Source organism: Coleofasciculus sp. A1-SPW-01 (assembly GCF_040217205.1).
In the GTDB taxonomy this organism is placed as follows: domain Bacteria; phylum Cyanobacteriota; class Cyanobacteriia; order Cyanobacteriales; family Coleofasciculaceae; genus Coleofasciculus; species Coleofasciculus chthonoplastes_A.
Genome location: NZ_JAVJNP010000200.1, coordinates 1 through 13,349, shown reverse-complemented (window position 1 = coordinate 13,349; position 13,349 = coordinate 1). Strand labels below are relative to the sequence as shown.

Annotated in this window: 9 protein-coding genes; 6 read left to right on the top strand and 3 right to left on the bottom strand. The window is 47.1% G+C overall.

Annotation, left to right across the window (positions count from 1 at the left end; all coding sequences use genetic code 11):
* Positions 1-363 precede the first annotated feature (363 nt).
* Positions 364-672 carry a hypothetical protein gene (locus tag RH949_RS28560; RefSeq protein ID WP_006105562.1) on the bottom strand — a complete coding sequence of 103 codons (309 nt, stop codon included), beginning with the start codon at positions 670-672 and terminating at the stop codon, positions 364-366.
* 317 nt (positions 673-989) lie between these two features.
* A complete protein-coding gene (locus RH949_RS28555; protein ID WP_446357943.1) occupies positions 990-1,532 on the bottom strand; it encodes a DUF721 domain-containing protein in 543 nt (180 codons plus the stop codon).
* A gap of 116 nt (positions 1,533-1,648) precedes the next feature.
* Between RH949_RS28555 and RH949_RS28550 the strand changes: the two genes are divergently transcribed.
* The 5 genes from RH949_RS28550 to RH949_RS28530 all read left to right on the top strand — a co-directional run bounded on the left by RH949_RS28550 (position 1,649) and on the right by RH949_RS28530 (position 6,843).
* Entirely contained in the window at positions 1,649-2,977 is a 1,329-nt protein-coding gene (locus RH949_RS28550) for a hypothetical protein (RefSeq protein WP_006105590.1), read from the top strand.
* Between the two features lie 118 nt (positions 2,978-3,095).
* A complete protein-coding gene (locus tag RH949_RS28545; RefSeq protein ID WP_446357941.1) occupies positions 3,096-3,860 on the top strand; it encodes a PspA/IM30 family protein in 765 nt (254 codons plus the stop codon).
* A 330-nt stretch (positions 3,861-4,190) separates the two neighbouring features.
* The gene (locus RH949_RS28540; RefSeq protein ID WP_006105491.1) at positions 4,191-4,970 is read left to right on the top strand and encodes a PspA/IM30 family protein; all 780 of its coding nucleotides are present in this window, start codon (positions 4,191-4,193) and stop codon (positions 4,968-4,970) included.
* A gap of 221 nt (positions 4,971-5,191) precedes the next feature.
* On the top strand, positions 5,192-5,515 hold the full coding sequence (trxA, locus tag RH949_RS28535) for a thioredoxin (protein WP_446357938.1): 324 nt from the start codon (positions 5,192-5,194) through the stop codon (positions 5,513-5,515).
* Between the two features lie 125 nt (positions 5,516-5,640).
* On the top strand, positions 5,641-6,843 hold the full coding sequence (locus RH949_RS28530; protein WP_446357936.1) for an LL-diaminopimelate aminotransferase: 1,203 nt from the start codon (positions 5,641-5,643) through the stop codon (positions 6,841-6,843).
* Positions 6,844-6,998: 155 nt separating this feature from the next.
* Here the strand turns inward: RH949_RS28530 and RH949_RS28525 are convergent, their stop codons facing one another.
* Complete coding sequence (locus RH949_RS28525; protein ID WP_446357934.1) at positions 6,999-10,748, bottom strand: nSTAND1 domain-containing NTPase; 3,750 nt, start codon at positions 10,746-10,748, stop codon at positions 6,999-7,001.
* A 500-nt stretch (positions 10,749-11,248) separates the two neighbouring features.
* On the opposite strand from RH949_RS28525, the gene cobJ reads away from it, so the two are divergent.
* Positions 11,249-13,180 carry a precorrin-3B C(17)-methyltransferase gene (gene cobJ / locus RH949_RS28520; protein ID WP_446357932.1) on the top strand — a complete coding sequence of 644 codons (1,932 nt, stop codon included), beginning with the start codon at positions 11,249-11,251 and terminating at the stop codon, positions 13,178-13,180.
* Positions 13,181-13,349: the final 169 nt, after the last annotated feature.

Genomic DNA, 13,349 nt, shown 5'->3' with positions numbered 1-13,349 from the left:
TCGAGGGAAAATTTGGCGCTGGCGGAGGCACAAATTCCAGGGTTTTGACGGTTATAGTGTAAAAACCTTGCACTTGTTGGGTAGAAAAATGGCTTAAAACCCTTATCTGGTCTAGCTTCCACACTCATGCAGCAAGCCCTATCTAGGTAAGGTCAGAAACGATAACGGTGAAACCCGCCCCTACATAAATTTTCTCAAAGATTAAGATTTGGTTATCAAAGATTAATTAAAAGGAAATCCACTAAAACGATAAAACTTAAGGGCAAGGTTGATGCCTTCACTGATCTGAATGCGTTCAATTGATGAAGGCTGTAAGTAACCTCTAATCAACCGAAACTCTAGCCGAACGTTATAAAAGGGAAATTACACAAGAGCAACTTTAGTTGCCACGTTTTCAGGGTTTGATGTCTGGACTTTTGTCGAGGGCGTCGGCTGGGAATGTCTCTGGGAGCAGTTTGTAGCTAAATCTTCTCTCAACAGCCGTTGATCATCAAGCCATATTTGCTCAAAACTTTCCCACGAGGGCGCAAAGGGTGGTAGGGCTAAGGAACAAGCTTTCCAATTGGCTTTAACGGGTACGCCAAGTTGCTGACACGTACCGCCGCGCCGTCCTTCAAGTTGGTAATAGCGACAAAACTGACAAGCGGACGTTGAGCATTTGAAGGTTTTCATTGGATGTCTTAAAAAATGAACGTTTAATTAGCTGCCTATATCTTCTCAATTTCCATTATTTTTTACTTAAACTATTAATATTTTATGTTTTCTTTATAATTGCTTTATATATGAACACATTCTCGCAAAGAAACGAAACAATCAGTTAAGCTTGGTCAGAAACTAGGTGAATTTTTCGTGAAACCTCATGGGGATCAAGCCCAAAGGATAAACCTAATGTATAGTTAGATACGAAATTTAAGCGAGAAATTCAAACAAGAATGATAAGTTAAACCGATCCGACAGGTCAGCATTCATAAGCCCGGTCAAGGCAACCGCTAACCCTGCCACTGCTTAGTCGCACACAAGCCACAAACGTGCCAGCGTTTCAGTTCTCCTGGCGGTGTCGGACAATGGCATTGGGGACAAAGGGGTAGGTTCTGCGATCGCGCCTTAATTTTCGCCGCCCACTGTTCAAATGCCGTTTGGGGTGTAGGCTGTTCCACAGGGGGATCAGCAGACGATGAGACCTCCGGTTCATCCACAAGGCTGGGATGTTCCGATTCCTCAGTCTGGGGTAAGGTTTGCTCTTGATACCACCATCCGGGCGAAAAACGGATAGTTTCTATCGGCGTGGACAAGCGAGCATTAAGCTGTTTCAAAATAGAACGGCAATTTAAACTCAGATCTTGAGACCAAACCGAACTTGACGTGGCAACATAAAGAATTGAACGGGATAGTGAATGGGGTCGGGTTTGCTGCGCCCTATCTGCACCCACAACGTCAGCCCAACAGTCGCGGATCTGTTGAAATTGCTTTTGACCTTGCCAAAACGGCTGATTATCCAGTGCTTCTACTATATGATTAAGAGATTTCAGCATGAGTATTTATGCTTTCCCATACAGCTATCCTAAACCAACACCATCCTTAACGACTGTCTTCATTGTCACAATGAGCCTCTAACTCAACCCTGCCGAATTAAACGGAAGTTCCCTTCATGAGCCAAAAAACCTCAGCTAAAGCATCAACTCCTTCCTCCCCCCTGTCGATTAACCCTGTTTTGCAGACGGCTTTAGGTAGCCTAGACGTGCAACTCGAAGCCGAATTAGCCCGCTATCGACGCCAACGACGGGGACGTGGTATCACATCTCCCCAACTACCGGGGCGTTACCCCAAACAGAAATCGGCAGTCAATCAGCTTGAGCCGACAACAACGTCTCCTATTTCTATCGCCCCAGCCGCCGATTCTACGAGTTCTCCCGGAGACATTGATCGGCAATCCGCTCAAGTGAGTGGTTCTCCCACACCAGAAAAGAGAGAATCCCCAGAGACTGAACCCACTCCACCCCTGTTTCCTCCCCTACCTAGCCAGGAAGCCCCCTTGGTGAAGACTCAGGAGCAAAGCGTTACTGACTTCCCAACCCTAGAGGAATCCCTAGAAGGGGACGGTAAATTAGTTGTCCCGACAACGGATCAGTCTCAGCCAGAAGACTATTTAGAATCCTCAGAAAAATTACGGCAAACGTTAGCCGAACAGGAAACCCCAAAGGAATCCCAAAAACCCATAACGAATAGAATCCTCACTCCCCTCGGTGTCGGTTCGATTTTGCTGTTGCTGGTTTCGAGTGCGACATTGACCTATATTTTTCGGACTAGCCTAGGGCTTGACTTCTTAGAAACTGAGACACCCACGACGGCTGAGAATTCAACAGCGACAACCGCTAATCGGGAAAATGGATTACTCGGCGTAAATAAACCTAATCTTGCCAGTGATGATGAATTCCCAGACGTGAATATCAATACACTCCCTAATCTGAAAGCCAATCCAACTTCTAGTCCAAGTGCTTCACCCATCGCTCCCATCCCCAATTCACAGCCTCCAGCAGCGGCTCCACCCACGGCTTCAGTCCTACCTTTACCCCAGTTACCGAATCCAGCCTCAAATTTACCATCAGCCCTTTTAACTCCTCCTACCCCACCACCTCCAACGGCGACACCATCGGTGACACCAAATTCCTCACCCGCTCAACCTGAATCATCGACTAACAACTCCTCAGAAAAAGCGAATACATCCACCTCTGCTGCACCGAAGCCAAACAACGTCACCTCGAATCTGAGTGATGAGTTCTATTATGTGCTGATTAACTCCAGCGATAGTAGTGTGTTGGAGACAGCCCAAACTATTGTCCCTGACGCCTACGTGGTGAACGTACCCGCAGGGACAAGAATTGCTATGGGTGCCTTTAAACTAGAGTCAGAAGCCAAAACCCTGGTCGAGAGGCTTAAACAACAAGGACTTTCTGCATCGATTTATAAACCTGATTAATTGGGGAACTCTGAACCGGGAACGGGAAACGGGCAATGACTTAATACATAAGACCAACAAGCCTGAGATACCATAGTGATAAAGTTTTCCCCACCCCTAACCACAATGGAGAGCTGCTATGGGATTGATTGAGCGCATCGGGCGAGTGATTCGCGCCAACCTGAATAGCCTGATTGGACAAACCGAAGATCCAGAAAGAATTCTGGAACAAGCTGTGGACGATATGCAGCACGATTTAATCCAAATGCGGCAGGCTGTCGCTCAAGCGATCGCGTCCCAAAAACGTACAGAACGCCAAGCCTCCCAAGCTGAATCGACTGCCAGTGAATGGTACAACCGCGCTCAACTGGCTCTGTCAAAAGGGGACGATAATTTGGCACGAGAAGCCCTAACTCGACGACAAACTCATCAGCAAACGGCTCAAGCTCTCCAGGGACAACTGGGGCAGCAACGTGAGATTGTTACTAAACTTAAAAAAGATATGAAGACTCTAGAGAGTAAAATCTCGGAGGCAAAAACGAAAAAAGACCTTTATATTGCCAGAGCGCGTTCAGCTCAAGCCTCAGAGAAGATTAACGAGATGTTAGGAAATCTCAACACAGGCGGTACCCTGAGTGCCTTTGAGCGCATGGAAGACAGAGTACACGAACTCGAAGCCCGATCCGAGGCGATCGCGGAACTCTCTAGTGGTGATGAATTGGAAAAGAAATTTAATGCCATAGAAAGTGGCAGTAACATTGATACAGAATTAGCCTCGATGAAAGCTAACCTAGGTGGTACAACGGCATCGGCACAATTACCGTCCGCTCAAGCCGGATCAGGTGGCAATGCGGAGATCGAGGCAGAACTGGAAAAACTGCGTTCTGATCTGGATAAATCCTAGTTGATGCCCACAGACGTGCCATGGCACATCCAAAGTATTATGAGAAATTGGGTTTCTGGTGAGGATGACAACGAAATATCAAGCTTTCACCCAAAGAAACCGGGTTTCTTGACCGATGTCCTAGCACTATTGAGCTGGAAGTTTTTACACTAGATAAATAGCCTCCTGTCTGAATACCATAATTTGATGAATGTTTCAATTACATTAACCCAGTGCTTTCTCCAAAAGGCAGGAGAGCCTCTATTCCACAAAATTGACCCCTGAGCAGGTTCCCAAGCTTAGAGCCTGCTTGATACTTAGTTTGTACATTCCGAGAGGATAAACAGCGTCATGGGACTATTCGATCGCCTGAGCCGAGTTGTCAGAGCTAATCTTAACGATATGGTTAGCAAGGCTGAAGACCCAGAAAAAATTCTGGAGCAAGCCATTATTGACATGCAAGAAGATCTGGTACAACTGCGCCAAGCCGTTGCCCGATCCATTGCCACCCAAAAACGTACCGAGCAACAATATAATAAAAACCAATCCGAAGCCAATAACTGGCAGCAACGCGCCCAACTTGCCCTGCAAAAAGGGGATGAAACCCTAGCTCGGGAAGCACTCCAGCGCAAAAAATCCGTTGCTGATACAGCCAATGTCCTCAAAGGTCAGCTTGAACAGCAAACGACTCAAGTAGACACCCTGAAGCGTAACCTAATTGCCTTGGAAAGCAAAATTTCTGAGGCGAAGACCAAGAAAGATATGCTCAAGGCACGGGCGAGCTCTGCCAAAGCCAATGAGCAGTTACAAAGTACCCTTGGTCGTTTGGGAACTAGCTCAGCGATGGGGGCATTTGAGCGGATGGAAGACAAAGTGATGGAACTCGAAGCCCGTTCCCAAGCGGCTCATGAGTTGGGTGGTGCTGACTTAGAAAATCAATTTGCTGCCCTGGAATCGGGGAGTGATGTTGATGATGAGTTGACGGCAATGAAAGCCCAGCTATCCGGTGGTTCTGTCTCTCAGCCCGCTTTAGAAGGCACATCAGAGCAGAAAACTGACTCAGGTGCTGCCCCCCAATCCGAAGTTGACGACGAATTGGAACAACTGCGAAAGCAAATCGACAATTTGTAAGCATCAGGCGTCATCAACAATCAGAGAGACGCGCCAAGGCGCGTCTCTACATCATAATCATGACATTTCCTTTGATGTTTTCTTGCGATCGCCTGAAGGCTTAGACTGATCGAGAGAACCTCAAAAAACTGGCTCAAGGACTGATCATCTGGTAACGGTTAGCCATTGTCAAGAAGTAGTGAGTCTCGCTAGAGTAGTCATTTGTGTTGATGGAGAGTGTTGTGAGTAACGTACTTGAGATTACCGATCAGGACTTTGAGACTGAAGTTTTAAAAGCTGACAAGCCAGTGCTAGTGTATCTGTGGGCAAATTGGTGTGGACCTTGCCGCCTCGTCTCGCCCTCAGTGAATTGGATTGCGGAGAATTATGGCGATCGCCTGAAAGTGACTAAGATGGAAGTTGATCCAAATCCCGTTACTGTGAAGCAGTATAACGTCGAAGGAGTCCCCTCACTCTTACTCTTTAAAAATGGAGAGGTTGCCCAGTTCCATGAAGGTGCTATTGGGAAGCAAAAGTTGCAGGAAATGATAGACAACGAGCTTTGAGTCTTGTCGGTGGTAGGGGTGGGTTTCACAATTATCATTTTTTGCCACAAAAATGTCACTAAACCCGCCCCGTCTGAATTGATGCCCTGTTCCCTGTTCCCTGTTCCCTGTGCAATAACTAAACCATGCAGTTTGCTCAACGTTTACAACCCCTGCAAGCCAATGTGTTTGCTGATATGGATCAGGCGAAGGCAAAAGCTAAAGCCTTGGGTCAAGATATTATTGACCTATCTTTGGGTTCCTCTGATTTATCGGCATCGGATCACGTCGTTGCCGCTATTGAGGCTTCGCTGCATGACCCTAGCACTCATGGTTACTTACTGTTTCATGGGACGCAAGCGTTTCGTCAGGCTGTAGCTAAGGCGTATAGCCAACGATTTGGTATTCCGGTTGACCCAGAAACGGAGGTTCTGCCTCTAATTGGTTCCCAAGAGGGAACGGCACATTTACCCTTAGCGATTCTCAACCCCGGTGATTTTGCCTTGTTGCTTGATCCAGGTTATCCGTCTCATGTCGGTGGGGTGTATTTGGCAGGGGGTCAAATCTATCCGATGCCTCTGTTGGCAGAAAATCAGTTTTTACCTGTTTTTGAAGAAATTCCTGCCTCTGTCCTTGCCCAAGCTAGGATGATGGTGCTGAATTATCCTCATAATCCCACCAGCGCGATCGCACCGTTATCGTTTTTCCAGAAAGCGGTGGCTTTTTGTCGTCAGCATGATGTGGTTCTGGTTCACGATTTCCCTTATGCTGACTTGGTATTTTCTCCAGATAGCACAGCACCCGCCAATCTTAACGCCCTAGCGCCCTCTGTTTTACAAGCTGACCCCAATAAAGACATCTCGATTGAGTTTTTTACCTTTTCTAAATCCTATAATATGGGCGGCTTTCGCATTGGGTATGCGATCGGCAATGCTCAACTGATTAAGGCGTTGCGCCAAATTAAGGCGGTGGTGGATTTTAACCAGTATCGCGGAATTTTAAACGGTGCGATCGCGGCACTACAGGGAAATCAAGATGGTGTGCAAGCGATGGTAGCTACGTTTCAGAAACGGCGGGATGCGTTTGTGCAGGCGTTAAACCGTATCGGTTGGCAGGTTCCACTTCCCCAAGCAACGATGTATATTTGGGCAAAATTACCCCAACCTTGGCACAAAAATTCGATCCAATTCTGCACCCAGTTAGTAGAAGAAACCGGAGTGGCTGCATCACCAGGAGCAGGGTTTGGCAAAGCTGGGGAAGGATATGTCCGCTTTGCTTTGGTGCAGGAACCTGATGTGCTAGAAACAGCCGTGCAGCGAATAGCGGGATTTATGCGATCGCATAAGTAGTGCTACTACTTGATCAGAGGGCAAATACTGTACCTCACGAACTTGCAATACGCTGTATGACGATAACCGGGGACGCTCACAGGCTGAAATGACCGACTTGTTAGATGATTTGGTTTAACAGAGCTGTTGAGCGCAAAGAGAGGGGTAACTTCAGCTTAACGATGAGTTCTTGATTCTTTAGCTTGACAAATATCACGAGATAGGGTATTTGCCGGATGCGGACGTTCAAAAACGGGATGATTTTCGAGGCGATCGCACGCCACCCGCAGCCCAGTTTGCCAATCTTGCGGTTCTGGTAAAATCCGCACATCCCACAAGCGTACTGTTTTATCCTGGCTACCACTGGCAAGTCTCTCACCATCCGGACTAAACGCCAGCGATCGCACCGCACCTTGATGTCCCCGTAATGGTTGACCCTGTAACTGACCCTGAGAATTCCATAAGCGAATTGTACCATCCCCACTACCACTGGCGATCGTTTCCCCATCCGGACTAAACGCTACCGCAAAAACGACTCCCTGATGTCCTCGCCAAGGTTCACCGATTAACTCACCTTGACGATTCCATAAGCGTACCGTCCCATCTCTTCCCCCACTGACAATCCTCTCACCGTTGGGACTAAACGCCAGGTCAAAAACCACACCCTCATGTCCCCGAAACGGTTGACCCAAGGGTTGACCCTGACGATTCCATACGCGAATCGTACCATCCCCACTACCACTAGCAATCGTTTCTCCATCCGGACTAAACGCCACTGTAAAAACGACTCCCTGATGTCCCATGAACGGTTGACCGATGGGATTACCTTGGCGATTCCACACCTGAACGGTTCCATCTTTCCCACCACTGACCAGAAATTGACCGTCTGGACTCCAAGCTATTGAGGTGATCCAATCTTGTCCAAAAAACGGCTGACCTAGGGGTTGACCTGGAACCGTCCACAAGCGAATTTTACCATCCTGGCTACTACTAGCAATCACCTGTCCCTGGGGACTAACAGCAACTCCTGTCACCTCATCTTTATGTCCGGGTAAGGATTGACGAATTAAATTATCCTGTCGCGTCCACAGATGAACTAAACCATCCTCCGTTCCACTGACCAAGATTTGATTATCAGGATGAAAAGCGACCGCATTAACCGCTGATTCGTGATCTAAGCGATCGCGTTCTCTAGCTACCTCAATTGCTAACCAAAGACTAGACGTAATCTGCTGATCGACGTGCTGAAATTTAGCATAACTTTGACCCGTTGTTTCAATTGCCAGTAATAATCCCTTAATCGGTTCCACTGGGAGCAAATTTTGGACGGTAGCGGCATTTTTATACAAGTGTTCCCGTTGAGCCATCTGTGCCGTTTTATACCATCGGCTCATCCCCATCCCACTGGTCAGACTCAATAGCGCGATCGCGAAAATTAATCCTCCCCTAGCTAAACCTCGTCGCGTTCCTTTGTGCTGGAGACTCTGCTGAATTAAGTCTTGTCCTAACGTAGATAAATGGAGATGATCTCGATAATACTCTGCCTCAGTTAGGGTTAACTCCGATAAAAATCGGTGCGGTTTTCCTTGAGTTTGCCACTCAATCGCCGCCGCTTCAATTTGGCGCTGTAGTCTCATCCCGTGGCGTTTTTCTTCGACCCATTCCTGCAGTTTTAACCAATGCTGAATTAGGGATTCGTGAGCAATCGTTACCAGGGTTTGGTTCCATTTTCCGGAGTGAGTAACAATTAAGCCAGCATCAATTAATTTTTGCATTACGGCTGTTACCGCTTTCGTGGAATGGCGATCGCTAATGAAATCGTTTACCGCATTTGTTGGGGAAAAATTGTTGAGTATTGACCCTTCACGATCTTCGAGGGCATAGTTTTGATTGTGTAGGGGCGGGTTTAGGAATTTTCGTTTCGCTATTGATAGTAACCTTGGTACAAAACCCGCCCTGAGTGAGGGTTGAGTGTTGACCCTTCGCGACCTTCGAGGGGATGGTTTTGAGTTAACGACTGAACTGTGTCCCGCTGCGCTAACCTTTTCCTCTAGTTTACCTGATTCTGTGTTCCCAGACATAGTATGAGACGTGCCATGGCACGTCTCTACAGATTTGAATTGGTTTCTAGAGTTTACTTTAAAACTCAGGATTAATTCAGACGGGTCTACTTGTCGCGCCGTAACTTGACCATTTTCATTTAATTGGATTAACGCCCCAAAAATATCTTTGGCAATTTCTTTCTCATTATCCGACAACGAGTGATAAACACGGTTGGCGTGTTTTTCGATTGCTCCTTGCAGCTTACCCCAACGATAATATTCGGCTACCATTAACCGATCCACTGGACGCCGTTGCCACAGTTGAGTTAACATAAACTGGAGCAACGGCAAACTGGCAGCATCCTCTACATCTAAGAGTAGTTGAGTGACTAAATCTGACTCAATCTCTACACCCACCTGCTGGGCGGGTTTAATAATAGCGGTTTTCAATCCTTCCCTGGTCATTGGCGTCACCGTCACCATCAGCGCCTGAATCTTTTGGATCAATTCTGGATAAGTTGCACAATGACTTAAAAAATCCGTTCGCATCCCGATAACCAGACAAAGTTGATTATCGGTACGTTCTAGTCCACCCAACAAACAATCAAAAAACTGTTGTCGTTCGGTTTCATCCTGACAACAAGTAAACACCTGTTCAAATTGATCGACTACCAGCACTAACCGTTGCTTTTCAGCCCTTGTCCGCACCACAATTCCTAATCCTACCGCCCCCATTTGGATCAGTTTCATGGTTTGTGCAAACTGATAGTCGCGTTCTGGGTTATGGGGATTGATAAAGGATCGGGCTAAATTCTGGAGAGGATGTTCACCGGGTTGAAAAATTAAAGTTAGCCATTCCTGAGTTCCTGATAAGCGTTGTCCCCGTTGAAGCTGATGCAAAAGTCCGGCGCGAATTAGCGAAGATTTGCCACTACCACAGGTTCCGATTACCGCCAGGAAATTGTTGGTGCGGATATGTTCGAGGAGTTTATCTGTTAACGTCTCTCGCCCATAAAAATACTGGGGATCTTCATTTTTGTAGTCAAAATAGGCTAAACCTTTATAAGGACAAAACCGTTCAGGTGCGCTGGGGGGTAAAGCGGGTAAAGATTCTGGGTCAGTTTCACGGGTACGGATTAACAGAATCGGATTCCCGGCGTTAGCAAAAATTAGGGGTGGGGACAATTGATTAATTAATTCTACTAGGGTATAGTTGGTCACCCAGCCAGGGGGATGCTTGCTGGAATCGAGTCCTAATAATAGAATGGACGCCAACTGACTGTAATGATTCGATTCAGTCGGATTCAGTTGTCGTGTTTGCAGGTTATCCTTGTCTCCCCATTTTCCCCTCTCCCCATCCCTTTGTGACTGACAGGTGGCGATAAAACAACGACTGTATCCCTGACCCCGATATCCCGGATCAGCTTGGGTGAGGTCAAATCCTTCATCGTTACAATAGCAATCTAACCAAATAATTTGCTCTCGAACTGGACTTTGTTGCAACAAGTCACGCAACCATGACAAAGATAATCCCCAGTTACCGCGATTTGGGTTAATATCGCTGGTGGCTAAAAAACTGGTTTGTCTATCTTGGTTTTTGCAGAGTCCATAGCCAGAGAAATACAGCAGAACCGTATCGGGAATTGTGTTTCCTTCTGGTAACAAGAGTTGCACTAATGCGGCTTCAAGTTGAGTCAGGGTAACTCGAATCGGGGTGGTTGAATCAACAGGAGTGTTAAAAGCCGGAATCCGCCTGACTTCGACATTACCGCGATCAATCAGGAGTTGCGCGATCGCATTTGCATCCTTTGTCGGTGATGTCAAGTTTTTCAGGTGCTGAGTATCGTAAGTATTAATCCCAACGATCAAAGCCTGTCGATTCATAAGGAGTCGTCAATCCCTGTCAGCAGCATCCCGTTTTCCGGGCGTATTTAACTGATTCAGAGATTTTGCTCCTAGTCAGGACAATTAGGGGAGTTACTTAGAGGAGAAGAAGTTCTGTTGAATAGGAATGAAATTTGACCCTACAGGCGGGCACATTTTCCCATTATGAAGTAAGTCTCTCAGAAAACCACCACATTTGTCAATAACCGGACTAGCACTCAACGTTTAGATCCCCCTAAATCCCCCTTAAAAAGGGGGACTTTGAATAATTTCTGTTTTTTTGGCATCACAAAATGTGAAGCATCCTTTGGCTTCCCCGTGCAAAAAAAGCTAAGCAACATCTGGTCTCCCCCTTTTTAAGGGGGACGGAAGGGGGATCTATAAGGGAAGAGGGGGATCGAAAAAGGGGGACGTTTTACCCTGAAGTTGATACGGATAATAAATGTGCGTCCTTTCTTTGACCACTAACTGCTACTATTAAATCGATATTCTAAAGACCTGTGTTACTATTTCAAGACTTTCATCCCCTAGTGGCGATCGCAACCACTCCTACCGCCGCCCAAACCCTACAGCCTCTATGCCATAGCGCCGGGGCGACGTTGTGGCTGCCTGAGTCTCTTCATACCTCTGAACAGAACAATGTTCCCACAGTATCGTTCTATCAGGGTTCTCTTAAATCCCATATCGCCTCCCTTTGGCAAAATCATCGCGCTTTTATTTTTGGATTAGCAACGGGGGCGGTAGTGCGCCTTATTGCCCCACTTTTACAGGATAAATCCTCTGATCCAGCGGTTATCGTTGTCGATGAAACCGGGCAGTTTGTCATTAGTTTATGCAGTGGACATCAAGGAAAAGCTGATCAACTGACGCGGATGATTGCCTTACAACTAGGGGCGACTCCTATTTTAACTGGGGGTTCTACAGGGTTAAATTTACCGGCTGTCGATATGGTAGGTATTCCCTTCGGTTGGCAACGGGGAGAGGGAGATTGGACGGGTGTCAGCGCCGCCGTAGCCAAAGGTGAACGGGTTGAAGTCATCCAAGAGGTGGGTTCGACGTTGTGGCAAAATCACCTCCCCTCAGGACATCCCTTTGTTTTCGATGCTGATGAAGAGACAGTTGATGTTAATTCAGCCAATTCCCAATCAATTAATGCCCGGATTTGGATTAGTTTTACTCAGCGTCGCTTTTCTCCAGACTCGGATTTACCCAAGGTGCAATGGCATCCACGGGTATTATGGGTGGGGATTGGGTGTGAACGGGGAACCTCTAGAGAATTAATCGAAACGGCGATCATTCAAACCTGTCAACGGCATCATCTAGCCCTAAGTGCGATCGCGGGAATTGCCACGATTGATATTAAAGCCTCGGAAGTGGGATTGGTGGAATTTTGTCAAGCCCATGATTTTCCCTTGCGAACCTTTCCGGCGAAGGTATTGCGATCGGTAACGGTGCCTACGCCATCAACAGTGGTGGATCAGGCAGTGGGTAGTCCCAGTGTGGCAGAAGCCGCCGCCTTAGTATGTAGTGAGCGCTTTAGCGCTTGTAGTGAGCGCTTTAGCGCTTCTGGCACTAAAGTGCCGACTACGAACCTACTGGTGCAAAAACAAATTGTTCGGGCAGATGATCAGCCGGGGGCGGTGACGGTGGCGATTGCTGTAGCCCAAGGAGAATATACGGGTAGAATTGGACAACTGTTGTTGGTGGGTATGGGACCTGGACAGTTAGACCAAATAACACCAGCCGCAAAAACGGCACTCTCGCAGGCTGATGCGGTAATCGGTTATTCTCTCTATATTGATTTAATTTCCCCGATTCTGCATCCCGGACAAATTATTGAATCTCTGCCAATTACCCAAGAACGCCAACGGGCGCAACGGGCGATTGAGTTAGCCCAGTGGGGATTAACGGTGGCGGTTGTGTCATCGGGGGATTGTGGGATTTATGGGATGGCGGGATTAGTATTGGAGGAACTAAAAGCCCAAGGGTGGGATGGGAAGACGCCAAGGGTACAAGTCTTTCCCGGAATTACCGCCCTGCAAGCAGCGGCGTCTCGCGTAGGTGCGCCCCTGATGCATGATTTTTGTGCAATTAGTTTAAGTAACCTGCTGACGCCTTGGGATGTAATTGAAAAGCGCCTGAATGCTGCCGCCCAAGCGGATTTCGTTATTGCTTTATATAATCCGCGATCGCGCACCCGCATCGAACAACTGACAATCGCCCATCGTATTTTACTTCAATACCGTTCTCCCCAAACCCCAGTCGCGATCGTGCGATCGGCTTATCGAGAGGATGAAAAAATCACCCTTTCCACACTTGACAAATTACTCGATATTCCCATTGACATGCTGACCACTGTACTCATTGGCAATCAAAGTACCCGTCTTCACGGAGATTGGATAATTACACCACGGGGATATTACCGCTTCTAAAAACCTAGACAAACCTACCCATCAGTAATTCTGCCTGGGCATACAGTCGTTTTTATCAAATTTTGTCATCGATTTTATCCAACCGAGGAATAACTCTTGTGTTTGTCAATCCAGCTTACACGAGTTTGATAGGCTGTGTTAAATATAGTCGCATGTATGGACTATCATC